The organism is Curtobacterium sp. NPDC089991 (genome assembly GCF_044748425.1).
Classification (GTDB): Bacteria; Actinomycetota; Actinomycetes; order Actinomycetales; family Microbacteriaceae; genus Curtobacterium.
Genome location: NZ_JBIVGB010000001.1, coordinates 504,339 through 521,609, shown reverse-complemented (window position 1 = coordinate 521,609; position 17,271 = coordinate 504,339). Strand labels below are relative to the sequence as shown.

The following is a 17,271-nucleotide window of genomic DNA, read 5'->3' as shown; positions in this document are numbered from 1 at the left end:
CCCACTTGCAGCGGACGGCCCGCTTGCAGCAGACGCCCCACTGGACGTACGCTCCTGCCAGAGGGCAAAACGCCTCGTCGCTCCGGCGGCCAGGCACCCACACGCGGTCTCGGACGAGTCGCCACTTCTTCATCGAAGGAGTGCACGTGTCCACCCGTTCCCCCGCCCGGCTCCGTGACGCCGGGATCGCCCTCGCCGGCCTGTCCGCCGTCTTCCTGTTCGAGATGCTCGACAATTCGGTGCTGAACGTCGCGCTGCCCACCATCGGCCGTGAGCTCCACGCGTCGACGACCGGCCTGCAGTGGGTCACCGGCGCCTACTCGGTCGTCTTCGGCGCCCTCATGCTCCTGTTCGGTGCGGTCGCCGACCGGTTCGGCCGACGCCGGGTGATGCTCGTCGGCCTGGTGCTGCTCGCGTTCTCCGCGCTGGCGACCACCCTCGTCACCACGACCGGCGAACTCATCGCGGTCCGCGCGCTCATGGGGCTCGCGGCGGCCATGACGACACCCGGGTCGATGGCCCTGGCCTTCCGGCTCTTCGACACCGACGCCCTGCGGGTCCGGGCGCTGACCGTCATCTCCACCGCGGGCCTGGTCGGGCTCGCGGTCGGTCCGACGGCCGGCGGCTTCGCCCTCGCGGTGGCGCCGTGGCAGGCCCTGCTCCTGGTGAACGTCCCGATCGCGGCGCTCGCGTTCATCGGCATCCGAGCCGGCGTGCCCGCTGACCGACCGGAGGACCTGCACCCCGACCGGATCGACGTGACCGGCGCGCTGTTCGGGACCACGGCCCTGGTCGGTGCACTCGGGACGCCCACCCTCTTCGCCGAGGCGGGCAGCGCCTCCTGGCCGGGGTGGACCGGGGTCGTCGTGACGGTCGCGGCGGTGGCGGCCTTCGTGCAGCGGGAGCGCACCGCGGCGCAGCCGCTGCTCGACCTGCGCCTGCTCGCCCGTCCGCTCGTCGCGAGCGGTCTGGCGTACAAGGCGGCCTCCGGACTGGCCGTCTCCGGCCTGTCCTACTTGGTGACACTGCAGCTGCAGTTCGCCTGGGGGTGGTCGCCGGCGCTGGCCGCGATCGGGACCCTGCCGCAGGTGGTGGTGCTCCTGGCGTCCGGGCGATTCGTCGGCCCGTTCGTGCAGCGGGTGGGCCTCGGCCGCGCGGCCTGGCTGAGCGCCGGTGCCGTCGTCGCAGGTCTCGCGCTCTTCACCGTCGGCGGGCGTGCCGGGTACGGCTGGGTCGCCGGGTCACTCGTCCTGGTCGCCGCGGGCATGCGGGTCGTCGGGGTCGTCGCCGGCAACAACGTGCTCCAGGGGCTGCCGTCGAACCGGACGTCGGTCGGTGCGGCGCTCGTCGACACCTCGAGCGAGCTCGCAACCGCGGTGGGCATCGCGGTAACCGGGACGGTCCTGGCGCTGCTCGTGCCGGGCAGCATCGCGACGACGTCGTGGACGGCGGACTGGCTGGCCGCGTTCGAGGACGGGATCACTGTCGCGGGCGTCGTCCTGACGGTCGTCGCCGCCGTGCTCGTCGCCGTCGGCATGGCCCGCGCGAGTACCCGCGCGAGTACCCGCGCGGGCACGCCGGTGGCCGAACCGGCTCAGACGGCGCTGTAGCCGCCGTCCGCCACGAGCACGGATCCGGTGATGAACGACGCCGCGTCGCTCGCCAGGAACACGACGCTCGGCGCGATCTCCTCGGGCAGGGCGAAGCGCTGCTGCGGTGCGTCCTCGATCCAGTACCGCCGGAACTCCGGGGAGTCCACCGGCGCCATCTCGGTCTTCACGTACCCGGGGGCGACGGCGTTCACGCGGATCCCGTACTTCGCCCACTCGACCGCGAGCGACTTCGTCAGGTGGTGCACGGCGGCCTTCGACGCGTTGTACGCCGGCTGCCACTGCGGCCGGTTCACGATGAGACCAGACATGCTGCCGATGTTCACGATCGAGCCCGAGCCGGCGTCACGCATGTGCGCGCCGACCGCCGTCGACGTCTTCCACAGTGCGCGGACGTTGAGGTCGAACACGTCGTCCCACTCGCTGTCGGGGACGTCGAAGGCGTCCCGGTGGTGGCACGTGCCGGCGTTGTTGACGAGCACGTCGAGGCGGCCGAGGGCCGCCATCGCCTCCTCGGTCATGCGCGCCACCTGCTCGCCGTCGGTGATGTCCGCCGTGATGGTGACGAAGTCGTGGCCGGCATCCGCGGCCTCGGCGGCGACCCGGGCGTTGCGCTCCGCGGAGCGCCCGACGATCGCGACGCGGGCGCCGGCCTCGGCGAGGCCGAACGCGAACGCCCGGCCGAGTCCCTGGTTGCCGCCGGTGACGAGGGCGGTCCGGCCGGTGAGGTCGAAGGGTGAGGTCATGGTGCGGGCGCCTTCCTGAGCGGGGTCGGCGCGGTGCACCGCGTCGACGAGGTACCGCCCTGCGTACACGACCCGGCCGGGATGCGCGGCGTGCGTCCGACGCGCACCGCGCCTCCCGCTGCGGTCACGTCCACCGCCTCTGGTCGCTCAATGCGTGTCGCTCACGCCGCCGCCGACGAACGTCGAGCCGACCGTGGCGTCGGTGAGGGTGCAGTTGTAGATCGCCCACGGGTCGGTGTGGCCGTCCGTGAACTGCTTGATCGGGTACACGAGCAGGTACTTGCCGTCGCTGCTGTACCCAGACGGCTCCGCGGTGAACTCCAGGACGACCCCGGCGTCGTCGGCGCCCTTGTTGCACTCGTCGTAGATGTGCTGGGCGAGCGCCGAGACCGTGGGCGTCGCGGACGCGGTCGGGGACGGGGACGGGGACGGTGCAGTCGCGGTCGGGGAGGGCGCAGTCGTCTCGGTCGGCGTCGGGCTCGTCGACGTGCTGGCTCCGACGCGGTCAGGCGTGGAGGTCGCCGGGCCGGCTTGCGATGCTGCGGCACAGCCGGTGAGGACGGCGACGAGTGCGGTGGCCGCCGCAGCGGCGACGAGGGGACGGACGTGGGTCTGCATGGTGCTGACTCCTTCGAGCGATCGGATCGGTGCTTCTCCTGAGAGATGTCCCGAACCCGCTCGATCCTGACAGCGTCCACCGATCCGGCTATCGGGACGGCTCTTCGCCACCGTCGTGGCCGGGATGAACGATGGGTTCGCGAGGTTCAGCTCACGCTGAACGCCCAACCCCGTCTGAGCGGGATCCTCCCCGTGTTCCTCGCGCTGGGAGCTATCGCGCTCGTCCTTGTCGGCGTCGGATCGCTTGCAGCCGGGTTCGGAGCCGGGTGGGGCTTCTTCCTCCTGGCGCTCGATGCGCTACTCCTCGTCGGGTTCACTGCGTGGCTTGCACGGCGCCCTTTCCCAACGGACTGACGCGGACGGACTGTGTCCCTCTCCGCCGCCGCGCGGTAGTCGATTCATCATCGGCGCGGGACCGCCTCTACTTGTTGAGATCGGTTCGATGCGCGCACTGGGCCGTACGCTCGACGCGTGAGCGATCCGAGAGAACCTCTATTCCGTGAGGAGCAGGTCGATGCGAGTTGGGTCGCTGCCGCGCAGCAAGCCAGGGTGCTTGTAAACCGAGGGCCGATAGTCGTCGGTCCATCAGTGCAGGCCGTCCTGACCGGACTAGCCCTCATCTTCTTCGCGCTCGGTACGACCCTGTCGATACTCGAGCCATCGCCTTGGAAGGCAATTGTCAGCGGCGCGGGGGTCACCATCGCTCTGCTCGGGTGGTTCTGGGCCCGCCGGCACGAAGGTTTGGAGCCCTTCCTCGGCAGCGGCGAGCGAACCCCCGCCTCACTCCTCGAGCGTGATCAACGGCGTGCCGTCCGCTTGCAGATGCGCGGGAAGACACCGCCCACTCCGCACTCGATGGAGCTCGTCGACCTCCTGACGCGTCGGCAGCAAGCATCAGCGAGGAACCTTTGGCCAACGCTCATCGGGTTCGGAGTCGCCCTCGTTGGCGCGAACCTCACCTCGGGGGTTCTCTTGCTCGGCTTCCTGGGCGTCAGCGTCTTCATCGCGGTCGTCAGCTGGATCGAACGACGTCGGTGGCAGCGAGTGCGTGAGGCAATCGCGCACGTCCCTGGCGTTCAACGCGAGGACGGCTGAGACTGTCTGACGCCGACCTCCGCGACACGAACGGGAGCCGGTACCTGGCACCGCTTTCGACGGCACGAGTGGTCACCTGCGGCGGCGGCGGGCGTTCGGAAGGGGATCCGTCATCGGTCAGACGGGTATCAGTTAGGAGTGGGGCATGCTCGACTCATGACGTTATCCTGGTGGATCTGGTCTGCCTTTGTGCTCGTCGGGCTGATTGGAGCGGGACTGCTCCTACGTGCGACTGTGCTGACGATCCGCGAGTATGGGTTCGGACGAGGTCGATTGACCAGTCGACCAGGAGCTCCCTGGTTCTGGGCAGGAGTCGCGACTCTGTTCGTCGCGGGCCTTCTTACGATCGGCTGGGCCTTCATGCTCGATGGTTGAGCTCCGGCGGAGAAGGCGTCCGCTGACCGATCGGGTATCGAAACGGTCGATGCCCGGCAGGATGGAGTCAAGTTCTGGTGCCGTGGACGGGCGCCGGGTAGCGTCGAAGCATGACGTCGTGGTGGGATCGCACCGACCCGTCAGATCGCCCGGAACTGACGAAACGTATGCCTGCAGGACTCATCGAGTCGTGGTGGAACGTCACGGTGGGTGCCGCATTGATGATCGGTCTCCCCATCATCGTGCTGAGTGGAGGATTCGACGCAGCACGCATCGCATTCGCACTCTTCGGCCTGGCAATCATGGTGGCGCTCGAGCTTGTGTTCTTGAGGAAGCTTGTCCAGCGAATCGCCGGCCGGCGCGCGCTTCGCGCCGAGCGCGACGACGATTGAGAATCAGATCCCGATGTGTTCGCGCGTCGGTAGTTCGACGGCGATCGGGCCGTGGTCTTGCCATCGAAGGTGGCTCAGCTCCACGATGCTGAGAGGGGGCGATCGGATGTTGGGGGTAGCGATGTTTGTGCAGTTCCTCGTGCCGGTGGCTCTGATTGTCGTCGTCGTGCTCATCTTCGTCGCAGCTCGCGGAAGCATGGGTGGCGAGTGGCGAGCACGGCGCGATGAGCGACGGCTAGCCCGAGCAGAGCGTCGTTCCTGCGCCGGTGAACGATCCTTCATCGAGGCAGAGTCGACCGGCCATGGTCAGCTGTCGAGCGCGATGACCCACACAACCAATAGCGCACCAGCGACGACAAGCACTCCGATCCCTGACCAGAACCACCGAGCACTGGTCCCGCGCTCTGCTCTAGCCCGGCCGATCCCATCCCTGCGGACGGCGATGACAGCAGCACGCCCGATCGTCCCAAGCCCGACCAGCATGACGACCACGAGCACCCACCACGTCCACCACGAAAAGTCCATTGCAAGAGCATGCCGGACGAGACGGGTTCGGTAGCGGTTGCCTGCCGCCCGAGCCGGATGAGGCGTCTCGATAATCGATCGTCTACCGGGACGGGCGACGTGCGAGCATCTCTTCCTGCAACCCGGACGGCACAGCGAGCCAGCTCGGAGTACAGCTGGCGAAGCTCGCGCATCGCAACAGCCGTCGCTCAAAGCAGAGCAGGCGTGAACGCAGCTTCGCGTTGCGTCCACGCCTGCAAGCAAGCCAGGGCTATCAAGCCACTCCGACCCAACGCACGTCGCCCGGGGTGTCGCAGAGACCGTCAGCCCAATCCACAGCACGGGGTTCGCCGGGGCCCGACGGGTCTACGAAGTCCCCCGTCCATGCCTCAGCTGCCAACGATTTCGCGCTGTTGTCGGTGAACAGTGCGCGTTCTTGCGCTAGGTCGTAGCGGCGGCCAAGGACCGGGCCGTTCGGCCGATCCCGGTAGAGCACGACGGCAACATCATCAGTGAGGGCGCGGGCGCCGACCCACTCCATGCCCGTGTTCCAGTCCGTGTCGGTCTGGAAAAGGTGCTGAAGCTGGGCGATGAACGTTTCCGTATATGCGCGCCGGTCGTCTGCGGTCGCGTAGTCCATGGTCATGATGCAAGCACGCTCAGTCGTCGGCGTCGAGTCCGGACTCACCGGTCGACGGCTCAGTGACCGGGCCGAGCGGCTCGTAGCTGAGCGTGACGGAATCCTCGCTTACGTCGGCGTCGGACTGCACGGCGGCACGCTTGCTGCCGATCCGGTCCGTCGGAGTCTGGAAGGCTGTGTCCACCCAGCTCGGGCAATCGTGCGCCTTGTCCTCGTTCGTGCAGTACGCCGTGGCGATCCCGAGAGTGGTCTGGTGCAGGTCGACGCCGTAGTACACGCCGACCTTGCGGTAGTCCATAACGACGTGGAACGGACGGCTGTCGGTGTACTTACAGTTCTTGCCGTTGACACACTCGATCTTGTTTGCCCAAGCGTCGTACTGCCGCTTCTGCCCCTTCGCCGTTCCGCCGTTGGGGTTGTTCGTGGCGAACTTCAGCGAGTTGATCAGCTTGATGTTGTGCTTCGTGCGGATCTTCTTCATCCCGAAGCCCTTCGCTGTCGAAGCGCTGTACGCACCCTCGCGGACAAAGACGTTGCGGCCCTTGTAGTCCTCCCACGAATTCAGGATGACGCTGCCAGCGGTCGCCGCGGTCGCCGATGAGACCGGCACGACGATCCCCGCGGTGACCGCGATGAGTGCGCCGGCGCTTGCCAGCAGGCGAAGCTTGGATCTGTTCTTGTTCAGCATGTTTCCTCCCGAAGGCGCGGAGGAAGCCCCTCTCCCCCGAGCTGCCGCGAAGGACGCTGTCGGTGATCAAAAACCATTCCTTGCAATCACCTGGCAACACCTGAATTTCCGTTCACCTGAACCTCTTCAAGTGATTCGGGATATAGCCGACGCTCCAGAGCGGGACGTTCTGAGCAGCTTCGGTGGGTGTCATCACCATGCACCGTTCCGTGTCGTGGTCGCGTCTCGTCAGCCGATCGGCCGCCCGACGCGTTGGTTGAGAGGATTGGGTATGCCCGCTACAGCTGCGCTTCTCGTCATCGACCTTCAGCGTGGCGTCGTCCAGGGTTGCTTCGACGCCGACGGCGTGCTCCATCGCACCGCGCATCTCATTGAGCGCGCGCGATCGACAGGCGTGCCTGTGGTGTGGGTGCAGGACCACGGCAGCTTCGCAGAGGGCACCAACGAGTGGGCACTTGCGGCACCGCTCGAAAGAAGGGTGAACGAGCCGCTCGTCCGGAAGCAGTACCGCGACTCCTTCGCAGACACCGACCTCGCCGACGTCTTGCACTCCTTGGGTGTTCAACACCTCGTCGTTGCCGGCGCCCAAAGCGACTACTGCATCCGAACGACCACGCAAGCAGCGGCCGCGCGTGGGTTCGACGTCACGCTGGTGTCCGACGCGCACACGACGACGGACGCCGAGCACGACCGCGTCCTCATCACCGGCGAGCAGATCGTCGCGCACACGAACATGTTCTTCGACAGCCTGCGCTACCCCGCCCACAGGTATGCCGCCGAACGGCACGATCAGGTGCGGTTCCAGCCCGACCGGTGAGCGATCGGCCACCGGACGGATGGCGCAGTCTGGCAAACCTTCGAGCACTCGCTTCGTCGGGTGTCCTGGAGCAACGTCGTATGGTCGGGTGATGCCTGGCTTCGAAGACGACGTGGTTGCAACTCGGGCCGCCGGGACGTTCGGTGATCACGCGGCTCCGGAGTCGGTGTGCCTGGTTGCGACCTGTCACGACCCGCTCGGAGGATTCGCTGCGGGTGTCGGGGCCGCCGGACCCGCCCTCGCGGAGGTGTTCGGTGCTGTGGCAGTGAACGCCACCGCTGAAACTCATCCGGCGACGATCGCGGCACTGCGTGCGCTGGCTGTGCCGTTGCTCCTCGACGAACACGCTGCGGGCACGATCGGGATCGGAACGGCGAGGAAGAACGCGCTGGACCGCGGGTTGCAAAGCGACTGCGGATAGCTGTTCCACTCGGACCCGGACCACATCCTGCGATGGGTGAGCGGTGCTCGAGGGGAAGCGGAGCGCACGCTCGCTCGACGCGACGTCGACTTCCTCGTCGTTGGACGCTCCGCTGTGGCGATGGAGGCTGCCTCGGATCGGCTTCGCCGAACTGAGGAGATCGTGAACCACGTGTACGGGCTTGCAAACGGCCTCGCGAATCGGTGGGACTTGATGATCGCCATGCGCTTGATGACCCGGGACACCGCACAGTTGATCGTCGATCAGAGTCGCGACACGTCGATCACGAACGATGTGACCTGGCCGATGCTGGTCCGTGCACGCGGGGCGAGCGTCGGCTACGTCGAAGGCGACGGAATCCGGTTCCTGGCTCGAGATGACTTCGGCGCCATCGACCGTCGCGACGAGGATCCTCGGGAATGGCGAGCTCGCATGGTCACCGCGACCGCCCACGTCGCAGCGATCGTCGACTTCGACCTCGGTTGAAGCATCGAGCGCACGGACTCCTCCCGCCTGTTCTCCCCGCCATATGGAGGTCAGCCAGCCGACAGATCAGACTTTGCGGATTCTTTCGGATCGACGATCGGCGATCGAGACGTCAACGGAACGCGTTGGCCCATGCTGATCCAGGGTGCGCCCGTGTGATCGCCTCGTGGAGCCACTGACGTGCCTCGTCGTCGAGCAACGGTGTCACTGCTGCTCGGTCCGATTCGTCTTTCGCGGACGGGTCGGCGGATTTCCAGAGCAGTTGCACCTCGGGCGCGACGACCCGTAATCCCTCGACGTCGAGGACGGCCGCGGACCACGGGCGCTGGACCGCCGGAACTCGGCGGTAGAGCCACCTGTCGCTGTCGCCGGCCTCTCGGTTGATCTGCAAGCACCAGAGTCCTGATCGTCCGTCGAGACACCAGATGTTGTCCAGCGGTTCCGTGTCGACGGCTTCGTCGATCGGCGCGAGCTGCCCTGACTGCGCGGCGAAGAGCTGCATCCAACCGGGCAGTGCCGCGGCGAGGGCGGGGAAGTCCTCATCGACGATGCTCACGTCGATGTCGCCATGCGCGCGTGAGGTGTACCCGAGGAGGGCATCGAGCCCGAACCCACCGGAGAGCCACGCTGGGCTACCAGCGATGACCTCTCGCACGCCCGCCACAGACAATGGTGCCCATCGGTCCACGGATGGGTCGTAGCGTCGGCGCATGCCGCCACCATAGGTGCCCGGGCGATCGCTCTGCGGGACGAAGCGATCCCGGTAGCATCCGAACGTGTCGACGCCGCAACCATTCGCTGCTCTTCCTCTGTCTCAGGACAACGTCTCGTACGAGTACGGACCTGACTCTGTGACACGCGTCGGCGTTGAGCCAGGCTCGACCGAACAGTTCGAGCTCGAAGAGAGCCAGCGTTTCCCGGGCACCACGCGAAGTGTGTGGGTGCACCGCCCAGCAGGGCATCGGGCCGACGAGCCGTGCGCGGTCATGTTCTTCAACGACGGCTGGTGGTACCTCGATCCCGACGGCGACGTCCGCGGTGGGATCGTCCTCGACAACCTCGCTGCCAACCGTGACTTGCCACAGATGATCGGCGTCTTTGTGGACCCAGGCGTGCTCGATGTCAACGGAACGCCAACGAAGCACCGCAACGCCGAGTACGACGCGTTCAACGACGCCTACGCCAGCTTCCTCCTCGACGAGGTGCTCCCCATCGTGCGAGAGCGCTACGTTGTCTCGGACGATCCGATGATGCGCGGTATCTGCGGTGGCAGTAGTGGCGGGAACGCTGCCGTCACCGCGGCGTGGAGTCGACCCGAGGGCCTGGGTCGAGCGATCGCCTTCAATCCGAGCTTCGCGCAGATGCCCGGTGGCAACCCGTACCCGGCCCTTTTTGCTACCGAACCGCGCAGGCAGACACGTCTGTTCCTCCACGCCGGTCACCGCGATCTGCACTGGAACGAGCCTGAGTGGAATTGGTTCGCCGAGAGCCTGGACACCGCGGCCTCACTCGCGCGCGAGGGCTACGACTTTCGCCTCGTTGTCGGCGACGGCGGCCATTCACCCAACCACGGCGGAGTACTTCTCCCCGACGCGCTCCGCTGGCTCTGGCAAACTCACCCCGCGTCCGTCCGATAGCCGATCAGCTATCGAGCCTGGGGACAGAGTGGCCGATACGCTTCGACCATGAGCTTCAGAACGCCTTGGTCTGTGCGACGGTGAGAATCGAGTCATTCGACGTTGAGCCGGTCGACCATCGCAGGTTGTTTAGTTGGTTGGTCGGTCTGGTGGCTGCTGCCACTGGTGTTCTTGCGATCATCGGGTGGCCACTGCCGGCGGCGCCGGGAAGATACGTGTCGTCCGATGCATGGGCACGCACGACCGCCTTGATCGAAGCGTGGTGGACACACGACGGTTGGCGAATGTCAGGGGCGTCATGGCTTTGGGGCGGGGTCGCGATAGGCGCGACAATTGGTGCGCTTGGGATTTGGGACGGGAAGGAACGGACTTGGCGCAAGACGTGGTTGCTGACCGTGCTACCGGGCGGAGTGATCGCAGCGCTGGGCCCGTTGGTCCAGGTGGTGCTGGGGATTCGGTGGTCGAATTACTCACAGAACCATGACGCCCGCTCCACGATTTTCGTCTACGTGATCGGACTGGTGGTGGCGGTGGGCCTTCCATTCCTCCAGGGGTGGGTGATGCGCGGCCGCGAGCAGACCGACGGCAGCGACGCGTTTCGACGTTGACTCACCCTAATCGCCGGTCCAAGACGAGTCGCCAACCCGAGTCGTGGTTGTCGGATGACCGCCGTGGTTCGACTCGTCGTCCTCCAACTTTCGCCGGTGTGAGTCCGGTAGCCGATCGCTCATCGGGACGCGGGTTGGGGTGTGCGCCAGCGGAGAGTGGCGACGACGAAGCGACAACCAGCGCGGCCGGCAGCCGATCGGTCATCGAACACCAGAGTCGACCAGCAGAATCGAGTCATGACGCCCCTCCTGCTGATCTCTCTTGGATCGGTTTCACCAAGGATCAGCGCGACCTTCTCGAGACGCTGCACTTCATCGGCAACAACGGGTGGGATCGCAACGGCCAGAGCGACGAGATGATGCCGCGGCTGTTGGAACGAGCGGCCGCCGCAGACCTGTCGCTCGCGCGCATCAAGGAGGCTATGGCCGCGGTCGGGCACTCTCGGAATGAGCCGCACCAGCTCGATCGATGGGAGTCCAAGCGAACCACCGGCAAGTTCGGGCGCTGATCGTCCCGCAGGACACGGACAACGATCTCTCGTTCGGTGAACCACTGTCCTGTCGTCGACGAGGCGCTGCCTGGTCCTGGTTCTCGGCCTGGCTGATTGCGAGGATGAACTGTGATCGAACTGGTGAGACCGCGCGCGGAGTTGTTCGAGGCATGGAGCGAGGCGCACCGGGAATGGGGTCCGGGGCTACACGAAGACGGCTTCGGCATCGGCGCGGAGGATGACGTCGACACCCTTGAGGGCTTCCAAGCCTGGATCGCGTGGACCCAGCAGAGCTCAGGCGAACTGTGGTGGATCGTCGAAGACGGGAAAGTCCTCGGCGGAATCGCGCTCCGCTCCGCTGACGACGAGCGCGTGCACCGCTTCGGCCACATCGGATACGGGATCCGCCCGTCCGCCCGAGGACGAGGCGTGGCGACCTGGGCCCTTGGCGAGGTCCTGCTTCACGCCGAGTCGTCGGGCATCAACCCGGTGCTGGCGTTCTGCCTCGACAATAACGCGGCGTCGATCGCGACACTCGAGCACCACGGCGCGAAACTTAAAGCGGTCGAACAGCACGGAGACGTCCGGGTGCGGCGCTACGCAATCCGCTCCTGAGCGTGCCGTCCCGGTAGCCGATCGGCATGTGAGACGCCGGCAGTCGTCGGGCGGATTCCGCAGGCGGGTCTCCAGAGCACTCACCAGAGCGCGTCGATCCGTTCCCGGACCTGTCGTGCAGCTCGGGCGCCTACGCCACGATCGAGTGTGCCGCAGATTCCGACAACCATGCCGTTCGTCGATGTACCTAGCGCCTTGATCCGCCCAGCACGAGTTCGAACGCTCTCCACATCTGCTCGGGCTGCGCAATGACGGATTGCATCCCCACCGCGACGGCTCCGGTGTCGTCCACTGGCGTATCGCCAATCATGACGCAGTCCGGCGCTTCGACCCCCAACTCGCGTGCCGCCACGCGGAAGATCGCGGGGTCCGGCTTCACGCATCCAACCTCGTAGGACAGGACCACCGCGTTGAACAGCGACTCGAGACCCCAGCGCTGCAGGATCGGGCGAACATCCAACGCCGTGTTCGACACGATGGCGAGCTTCTTTCCCTGATCGTGGATCGCTCGCACGAAGTCTTCAGCACCCCTGTTCATCTCCACCTGGTCCGGCATGACGTCGTACAGCGCCTCTGCAAGTGCTGGCGTTGCGACACCGTCGTGACTGATGGCAGCGATGAACGTGCTGCGGTGCTTCGCCGGGTGCAGGTCCCAGTTCTCGGCCGGGAAGAGCGACCGCGCCACCAACCACACCTGCGACAGTCTTGCCGTGAGCGCCTCGCGAGCGACCTCATCGCCGCTGCCGATTTGTCTCAGCGCGGCATCGATCCAGAGACCCTTCGAGGAACCGATCGCCAAGGTATTGAAAAAGTCCAGCAGGACGGCCCGAGCCATCAGAGGACTTCAGTAATCCGGCGCGCGCCCGGGGCGCGGCCGGTCGGACGGAGCGGGACATCAATGATCATCACGTGACGCTACTGCCGGGACGATCGGGGAACGCAAGTTCTCGTCCTTCGAGGCAAGTTTGCCTCAACAGCCGATCCCCTACCGGCGGGCCTCGACGACCAGCTGCACCGCCTGTCTTGCCGCTTCCGGTACCAACGGGATCTGAGCGAGGAAAGCCACTTCCACCCACCTCGGCTCGTACTGGTTCAGTTCTGATGCTCGTTCGATTTCTGGGCCACCGAGCACCAACGGACCAGGACGCACCTGGGCAGCGAAGTAGGCCACTGGAACGGCGCTGTCCACTGGCACGTCGAGCAGATCGCCGATGATCGCCTCAAGGCCAGTCTCCTCAAGCAATTCGCGCCGACAAGCCTCACGGAGGCTCTCACCTTCCTCCACCCCACCACCAGGAAGCACCCAATAGTTCCGACCGTCCTTCAATCGATCGATGACGAGCAGGCTCTCGCCTCGGATGACGACGGCCGCTGATCTGACGCGCATCCGGCCAGCACACCACGAAACGCCTGGCCGTGTCCCACAGCCCGGCGTCAAGGTGTCCCGACTGACGATCGGCTGTTGGGCGGTCGGCGACGGCGCTTCCGCTCGTATCCGCTTGAATCACCCCGTAGCGTCGTCCTATGGATCAAGACGTGCTGGTGGTCGAAGCGGCCAGCGCCGCGGACATTCCTGCAGCTCAAGCGCTCATCGACGGTGCGAGGCAGTGGCTGCGCTCGCGTGGGATAGACCAGTGGCAGGACCCCGTGCCGGATGGTGTACTACTCCGCGACGCCGAGCAGGGGAATCTCTTCGTCGTGCGTCAGGACCAGGTGATCGTGGCCATGGTCACCGTGTCCGACTCTGACTTCGAGACGTGGGGCATGGAGAGTAGCTCCGCTGTGTACGTGCACCGACTGGCCGTTGCGCAGACTCATCGTGGCAGCCGGCTCGGACAACGACTGCTGGTGTGGGCAGAACACAGAGCTACCGAGCGCGGGGCGGCCCTCGTGCGGCTCGACTGTGCGACGGAAAACCCGGGCTTGCGGCGCTTCTACGAACAGCAAGGGTTCCGGCACGTTCGCGACGTGACGGTGACAGCCCTCGAGGGCGGGCGGCAACTCGCGTCCAGCCTCTACGAACACGAGCTGGTCCGGTAGCCGGTCGGCTACCGAGACAGGGACGGGGGCGGCCTCTCTTGCTCGCAGCGTTGCGGTCTGCCAGCGTTGGCGCATGGGCGACGACGTGACCACGCTGCGTCGAGTGCCCGGGTTCCGCCCGTACTGGTCTGCCGCGACCGTCTCGTCGTTCGGATCAGCAGTGACCGCGGTAGCCGTGCCGGTTCTCGTGGTGACGGTGCTGCACGCTAGCCCGTTCGAAGTAGGACTGGTCAACGCTGCCCAGTTTCTGCCGTACGCATTGTTCGGTCTGATCGTCGGCGCGTACGTCGATCGGTTCCGGCGCAAGCCACTCCTGATCTGGGCGAGTGTCGGTCGTGGCGTGTGCCTGAGCGCGATTCCGGTGCTTTGGTTGACCGGGCTCTTGAACCTCTGGGTGACGGCGGCGGCGTTGTTCGTGTTCGGAATCTTGTCCGTCGTGGGATTCGCCGCCGCGCAGTCCCTCCTCCCTCGGATCGTTCCTCGTCCTCTCCTGCTGGCAGCGAATGCGCGGGTGGATCAGAGTGACGCGGCAGCGCAGACGGTGGGCCCGGCTCTCGGAGGTGTCCTGGTCAGCATCGTGACCGCCCCGGTGGCCATAGCGCTCGATGCGGTGAGCTACTTCGTCGACGCTGTCCTCATCGCCCGGGTCCGCGTTGTCGAGCAAACGGCAGCACGCGTGGCGGGTGCGCGGCTGCGGAGCGACATCGCTGATGGTCTGCGGTGGACGTACGGCCATGCGACGCTCGCACCGCTGGCGCTGTCGACACATCTCTGGTTCCTCGCCAACGCCGCCGGACTGACGGTATTCGCGACACACACGCTCCGCACCCTCGCGCTCCCAGCGGCCGTGTACGGGGCCATCCTCGCAGTCAGCGGCGTCGCGATGCTCCTCGGTGCCACTGCGGCGCCGCGCCTCGGCACACGCTTCGGCGCCGGCCGAACGATCATCGCCGCACGAGCCGCCTACCCGATCGCATGGGCGGCCATCACGCTCACGACCGTTGGCACCGGTGTTGCAGCACCACCGGGGTCCGTCGTGGTCTTGTTCGTCGCCTTCGCCGTACACGGCGCTGCCGCGGGCTGCGAGAACGCGAACGAAATGAGCCTCCGCCAGACCGTCACTCCCGACGCGCTTCTCGGCCGGATGAACGGCACGATGCGCAGCGCGAACAGAACCCTTGCGGCTTCGGGAGCATTGAGTGGCGGCGCACTCATGACCGTCGCTGGGGATGGCTTCGCGCTGCTCGCGGTGACCCTCGTGTTCGCTGGCGCCGTCGTCGCCGCGATGTGCTCGCCCCTCAGAACCAACGCCGTTCGCTAGAGGATCGGCTTACGGACACCATGTCGAACCGCCCCGCACGGCGTTGGTCGCTAGGTTGATTGCAGTCCGGTCCTGCCGACGTGGTGAGCGGGAGGAGTGACGATGGGTGCGGGAGTGCTCCCATGAGTGCCGTGTGTTGGCGTCCCGCTGATCGTCGGAGTCATCGTGTCCGCGGTCGTCTCGCAAGCCAGCGACCGATGGTGATTGCTTGTTGATCGTTGTGGGGTATGCGGAAGCCAATCGGTACGTCGTAGCCGCGGACTTCGTCGCACACAGGAAGGGCGACTCCGGATCGCGGGCTGCGCCTGACAGATCCAGGTTACCCAGCCTCACTGACAACCCATTGAAAAACAAAGGCGACCCCAATTATCACCTGGCCTATGCCGACAGTGCGGACAAGGGTTCGGCTATAGAGCCACTTCACGGTTTCTTTCGGCAGCAAAGAAGGCTGTTTCAGAACAGCCTTGCGCGCTGCGTCTGGAAAAATGTTAACAATCGATCCGACCACAACGGCGACGATCCCGATTACTCCGAAGAAAACATGTGGATTCATGATGGCACCTACAACTTTACCAAGTGTAAGACACGTTGGTACCGCATGACGCTCCTGCCCGGAGCCCGCCTCCGAGGCCCATGGTCTGCGTTCCCAGAAGCGATCCTGAGCACGGTCGCCGTGTTGTTCTATACCGGACTGCCGGCACTCGTTCTCGGCTTCAGCGTCGGACTCATGGCCACTTTGTTCGTGTTCTTCGTGTTCGCGGTCCTCCAGCATGCTGGCGCCAATGACTCCAAGCCTGTGGGCGGCGGCCATCCTCGCCGAGATCGGAACGATCTGGCCGAGCGCGTTCTTCGTATCAATGTTGAGATTTCCCCCGTGGACCACCGCGATTGTCGTTGCGAGCAGCGCCGTGGGCTCGGCAGTCCTGGGACAGCGCCTACTCAGACGACTCGTTACCGCGTCGTAAAGCAGGAGGGTCGGCCACCGGGACACGGGGCGGTGCGGAAACGACGACACCGAACGACCCCGCTCACAGGCGGCGTGTTGCGCGAGTCTGACGGTGTCCGGAGGACGATCCGTCATCGAACCTCCCGTGCCTCACATCCGGTACAAAGTGGGATCATGAGCGACGAAGAACGCCGGGCTGACCGGCTGGCGGCAATCATCGGTTGCGTGGCCGCTTTCGTCGCCATCATCGTTGTGATCGTGTGGGCTCTCGCGACCCAGTCCTCCGCCATCGCGACCTGACCAGTGGACCGTGGTCGACGACGGGCTGACGGTGAAGCTGTCGCGTTTCGCGACCCTCCACCGGGCGAAGCCACGCGGGCTGGGCGGCGTTCGTTGAGCCACCGGTCATCGGGACGGTCGGTTGCCGACCCTGGGAGCTATGTTGAGGGCCATGAGCAACCCGAATGCTTCTCAACATTCCAAGACGACGCTGGTCGTAGCCGGATTCATCCTGTTTGTGGCAGGAGTCGCCATGGCTGTCGTTGGATTCACCGACACGGGCCCATTCCTCGGTGCGGTGGGGTCCATCATCGCCGTGTGCGGGGTCGTCGCAGTGATCGTGGCGGTCAGTAGGACGCCGGTCCGCTGAAGGATCGATTAGCGGGCACCGAGCGATGACCTGCCGGTGCTGTCAGCGGCCTGACCGACCAGCTCGTTCAGAAGAGATCAACACCACGAACGCCATAACGACGCACGCTGCTCCGATGATTTTTGTCGGTACACCTGGTGGCAACACGAAGAGCCCAACTCCGCAAGCCGCGAGCACGATCAGGAGCGTGAGAGTCCAAGGGCGGATGCGTATGCGTCTGCTTACCATCAACAGCGCCTCGCCGGCTCGATAGCCGATCTGCTAAGGGGCGCTCGAGTGGTCTGCGGGACGCCGAGGGAGCACGGCGGTGAGCACACCGCCGACAAGGAGGACGAGACCGAGGCCGGCGATGAAGAATTCGCCGACGACGTCCGGGGCATCAAAAACAGCATGCTCGTCGAACCAGGTCCCGAGGATCGCGCCGTCGACGTAGTCGACGGCCAGGATGACCAGGCCCAGGAAAGCCGAAATCCAAGCCCACAACCGCTGCATGCATCCGAGCATGGCCGATGGATCCGCCGCGCTGCTGAGAGCGTCGACGCATAGCCAAGGCAAGCGATGGAAGCAGCTCC

General features: G+C 65.9%; 23 protein-coding genes. 14 read left to right on the top strand and 9 right to left on the bottom strand.

The genetic code is table 11. The annotated features are described in order from the left end of the window. The first annotated feature begins 146 nt into the window (after positions 1-146). Positions 147-1,610, top strand: coding sequence for an MFS transporter (locus tag ACIPV1_RS02485; RefSeq protein ID WP_402725721.1), 1,464 nt, complete (start codon positions 147-149; stop codon positions 1,608-1,610). Here ACIPV1_RS02485 and ACIPV1_RS02480 read toward each other — a convergent pair. After that, on the bottom strand, positions 1,595-2,356 hold the full coding sequence (locus ACIPV1_RS02480; protein ID WP_402725720.1) for an SDR family NAD(P)-dependent oxidoreductase: 762 nt from the start codon (positions 2,354-2,356) through the stop codon (positions 1,595-1,597). The two genes, ACIPV1_RS02485 and ACIPV1_RS02480, sit on opposite strands and share 16 nt — an antisense overlap. A 147-nt stretch (positions 2,357-2,503) precedes the next feature. Further along, a complete protein-coding gene (locus tag ACIPV1_RS02475) occupies positions 2,504-2,974 on the bottom strand; it encodes a hypothetical protein (RefSeq protein ID WP_402725719.1) in 471 nt (156 codons plus the stop codon). Positions 2,975-3,445: 471 nt separating this feature from the next. On the opposite strand from ACIPV1_RS02475, the gene ACIPV1_RS02470 reads away from it, so the two are divergent. Beyond that, on the top strand, positions 3,446-4,069 hold the full coding sequence (locus ACIPV1_RS02470; RefSeq protein WP_402725718.1) for a hypothetical protein: 624 nt from the start codon (positions 3,446-3,448) through the stop codon (positions 4,067-4,069). A 485-nt stretch (positions 4,070-4,554) separates the two neighbouring features. Next, complete coding sequence (locus ACIPV1_RS02465; protein WP_402725717.1) at positions 4,555-4,836, top strand: hypothetical protein; 282 nt, start codon at positions 4,555-4,557, stop codon at positions 4,834-4,836. Positions 4,837-5,614: 778 nt separating this feature from the next. Here ACIPV1_RS02465 and ACIPV1_RS02460 read toward each other — a convergent pair. After that, on the bottom strand, positions 5,615-5,980 hold the full coding sequence (locus ACIPV1_RS02460) for a hypothetical protein (RefSeq protein ID WP_133937813.1): 366 nt from the start codon (positions 5,978-5,980) through the stop codon (positions 5,615-5,617). Positions 5,981-5,999: 19 nt separating this feature from the next. Then, positions 6,000-6,668: a hypothetical protein gene (locus ACIPV1_RS02455; RefSeq protein WP_402725716.1), complete on the bottom strand. Its 669-nt coding sequence runs from the start codon at positions 6,666-6,668 to the stop codon at positions 6,000-6,002. 271 nt (positions 6,669-6,939) lie between these two features. Here ACIPV1_RS02455 and ACIPV1_RS02450 point away from each other — a divergent pair, with 271 nt between their 5' ends. From ACIPV1_RS02450 to ACIPV1_RS02440, 3 genes are all read left to right on the top strand, one after another. After that, positions 6,940-7,485, top strand: a complete 546-nt coding sequence (locus ACIPV1_RS02450; protein WP_132100930.1) for a cysteine hydrolase family protein — start codon at positions 6,940-6,942, stop codon at positions 7,483-7,485. A 91-nt stretch (positions 7,486-7,576) separates the two neighbouring features. Beyond that, on the top strand, positions 7,577-7,906 hold the full coding sequence (locus ACIPV1_RS02445; RefSeq protein ID WP_402725715.1) for a hypothetical protein: 330 nt from the start codon (positions 7,577-7,579) through the stop codon (positions 7,904-7,906). A 36-nt stretch (positions 7,907-7,942) separates the two neighbouring features. Continuing rightward, on the top strand, positions 7,943-8,392 hold the full coding sequence (locus ACIPV1_RS02440) for a hypothetical protein (RefSeq protein ID WP_402725714.1): 450 nt from the start codon (positions 7,943-7,945) through the stop codon (positions 8,390-8,392). A gap of 112 nt (positions 8,393-8,504) precedes the next feature. Here ACIPV1_RS02440 and ACIPV1_RS02435 read toward each other — a convergent pair whose 3' ends face one another. Next, on the bottom strand, positions 8,505-9,104 hold the full coding sequence (locus tag ACIPV1_RS02435; RefSeq protein WP_402725713.1) for a nucleotidyltransferase domain-containing protein: 600 nt from the start codon (positions 9,102-9,104) through the stop codon (positions 8,505-8,507). A 64-nt stretch (positions 9,105-9,168) separates the two neighbouring features. On the opposite strand from ACIPV1_RS02435, the gene ACIPV1_RS02430 reads away from it, so the two are divergent. The 4 genes from ACIPV1_RS02430 to ACIPV1_RS02415 all read left to right on the top strand — a co-directional run bounded on the left by ACIPV1_RS02430 (position 9,169) and on the right by ACIPV1_RS02415 (position 11,743). Then, positions 9,169-10,029 (top strand): alpha/beta hydrolase, encoded by an 861-nt coding sequence (locus ACIPV1_RS02430; protein ID WP_402725712.1) that lies wholly within the window; start codon positions 9,169-9,171, stop codon positions 10,027-10,029. Between the two features lie 149 nt (positions 10,030-10,178). Then, entirely contained in the window at positions 10,179-10,637 is a 459-nt protein-coding gene (locus ACIPV1_RS02425) for a hypothetical protein (protein ID WP_123938066.1), read from the top strand. A gap of 98 nt (positions 10,638-10,735) precedes the next feature. Continuing rightward, the gene (locus ACIPV1_RS02420) at positions 10,736-11,146 is read left to right on the top strand and encodes a hypothetical protein (protein ID WP_402725711.1); all 411 of its coding nucleotides are present in this window, start codon (positions 10,736-10,738) and stop codon (positions 11,144-11,146) included. Between the two features lie 111 nt (positions 11,147-11,257). Further along, positions 11,258-11,743, top strand: a complete 486-nt coding sequence (locus tag ACIPV1_RS02415) for a GNAT family N-acetyltransferase (RefSeq protein ID WP_123938067.1) — start codon at positions 11,258-11,260, stop codon at positions 11,741-11,743. Positions 11,744-11,930: 187 nt separating this feature from the next. Here ACIPV1_RS02415 and ACIPV1_RS02410 read toward each other — a convergent pair whose 3' ends face one another. Both ACIPV1_RS02410 and ACIPV1_RS02405 read right to left on the bottom strand, forming a co-directional pair. Further along, entirely contained in the window at positions 11,931-12,578 is a 648-nt protein-coding gene (locus ACIPV1_RS02410; RefSeq protein ID WP_402725710.1) for an HAD family hydrolase, read from the bottom strand. Positions 12,579-12,728: 150 nt separating this feature from the next. After that, positions 12,729-13,130: an NUDIX domain-containing protein gene (locus ACIPV1_RS02405; RefSeq protein WP_123938069.1), complete on the bottom strand. Its 402-nt coding sequence runs from the start codon at positions 13,128-13,130 to the stop codon at positions 12,729-12,731. A 137-nt stretch (positions 13,131-13,267) separates the two neighbouring features. Between ACIPV1_RS02405 and ACIPV1_RS02400 the strand changes: the two genes are divergently transcribed. Next, positions 13,268-13,783, top strand: a complete 516-nt coding sequence (locus tag ACIPV1_RS02400; protein ID WP_402725709.1) for a GNAT family N-acetyltransferase — start codon at positions 13,268-13,270, stop codon at positions 13,781-13,783. Between the two features lie 73 nt (positions 13,784-13,856). Continuing rightward, positions 13,857-15,104: an MFS transporter gene (locus tag ACIPV1_RS02395; RefSeq protein ID WP_402725708.1), complete on the top strand. Its 1,248-nt coding sequence runs from the start codon at positions 13,857-13,859 to the stop codon at positions 15,102-15,104. A 319-nt stretch (positions 15,105-15,423) separates the two neighbouring features. On the opposite strand, the gene ACIPV1_RS02390 is transcribed toward ACIPV1_RS02395, so the two are convergent. After that, positions 15,424-15,987 carry a hypothetical protein gene (locus ACIPV1_RS02390; RefSeq protein WP_402725707.1) on the bottom strand — a complete coding sequence of 188 codons (564 nt, stop codon included), beginning with the start codon at positions 15,985-15,987 and terminating at the stop codon, positions 15,424-15,426. A gap of 237 nt (positions 15,988-16,224) precedes the next feature. On the opposite strand from ACIPV1_RS02390, the gene ACIPV1_RS02385 reads away from it, so the two are divergent. Together ACIPV1_RS02385 and ACIPV1_RS02380 are read left to right on the top strand one after the other, a co-directional pair. Continuing rightward, a complete protein-coding gene (locus tag ACIPV1_RS02385; RefSeq protein ID WP_260154802.1) occupies positions 16,225-16,350 on the top strand; it encodes a hypothetical protein in 126 nt (41 codons plus the stop codon). Positions 16,351-16,501: 151 nt separating this feature from the next. After that, on the top strand, positions 16,502-16,699 hold the full coding sequence (locus ACIPV1_RS02380) for a hypothetical protein (RefSeq protein ID WP_123938072.1): 198 nt from the start codon (positions 16,502-16,504) through the stop codon (positions 16,697-16,699). 261 nt (positions 16,700-16,960) lie between these two features. On the opposite strand, the gene ACIPV1_RS02375 is transcribed toward ACIPV1_RS02380, so the two are convergent. Next, positions 16,961-17,191 carry a hypothetical protein gene (locus ACIPV1_RS02375; RefSeq protein WP_402725706.1) on the bottom strand — a complete coding sequence of 77 codons (231 nt, stop codon included), beginning with the start codon at positions 17,189-17,191 and terminating at the stop codon, positions 16,961-16,963. Positions 17,192-17,271 lie beyond the last annotated feature (80 nt).

Excerpts from the sequence above, each read along its gene's own strand:
- ACIPV1_RS02480 (WP_402725720.1), bottom strand. The coding sequence starts at position 2,356 with ATGACCTCACCCTTCGACCTCACCGGCCGGACCGCCCTCGTCACCGGC.
- ACIPV1_RS02475 (WP_402725719.1), bottom strand. The coding sequence starts at position 2,974 with ATGCAGACCCACGTCCGTCCCCTCGTCGCCGCTGCGGCGGCCACCGCA.
- ACIPV1_RS02465 (WP_402725717.1), top strand. The coding sequence starts at position 4,555 with ATGACGTCGTGGTGGGATCGCACCGACCCGTCAGATCGCCCGGAACTG.
- ACIPV1_RS02460 (WP_133937813.1), bottom strand. The coding sequence starts at position 5,980 with ATGGACTACGCGACCGCAGACGACCGGCGCGCATATACGGAAACGTTC.
- ACIPV1_RS02455 (WP_402725716.1), bottom strand. The coding sequence starts at position 6,668 with ATGCTGAACAAGAACAGATCCAAGCTTCGCCTGCTGGCAAGCGCCGGC.
- ACIPV1_RS02450 (WP_132100930.1), top strand. The coding sequence starts at position 6,940 with ATGCCCGCTACAGCTGCGCTTCTCGTCATCGACCTTCAGCGTGGCGTC.
- ACIPV1_RS02445 (WP_402725715.1), top strand. The coding sequence starts at position 7,577 with ATGCCTGGCTTCGAAGACGACGTGGTTGCAACTCGGGCCGCCGGGACG.
- ACIPV1_RS02435 (WP_402725713.1), bottom strand. The coding sequence starts at position 9,104 with ATGCGCCGACGCTACGACCCATCCGTGGACCGATGGGCACCATTGTCT.
- ACIPV1_RS02410 (WP_402725710.1), bottom strand. The coding sequence starts at position 12,578 with ATGGCTCGGGCCGTCCTGCTGGACTTTTTCAATACCTTGGCGATCGGT.
- ACIPV1_RS02405 (WP_123938069.1), bottom strand. The coding sequence starts at position 13,130 with ATGCGCGTCAGATCAGCGGCCGTCGTCATCCGAGGCGAGAGCCTGCTC.
- ACIPV1_RS02400 (WP_402725709.1), top strand. The coding sequence starts at position 13,268 with ATGGATCAAGACGTGCTGGTGGTCGAAGCGGCCAGCGCCGCGGACATT.
- ACIPV1_RS02395 (WP_402725708.1), top strand. The coding sequence starts at position 13,857 with ATGGGCGACGACGTGACCACGCTGCGTCGAGTGCCCGGGTTCCGCCCG.
- ACIPV1_RS02385 (WP_260154802.1), top strand. The coding sequence starts at position 16,225 with ATGAGCGACGAAGAACGCCGGGCTGACCGGCTGGCGGCAATCATCGGT.
- ACIPV1_RS02380 (WP_123938072.1), top strand. The coding sequence starts at position 16,502 with ATGAGCAACCCGAATGCTTCTCAACATTCCAAGACGACGCTGGTCGTA.
- ACIPV1_RS02375 (WP_402725706.1), bottom strand. The coding sequence starts at position 17,191 with ATGCAGCGGTTGTGGGCTTGGATTTCGGCTTTCCTGGGCCTGGTCATC.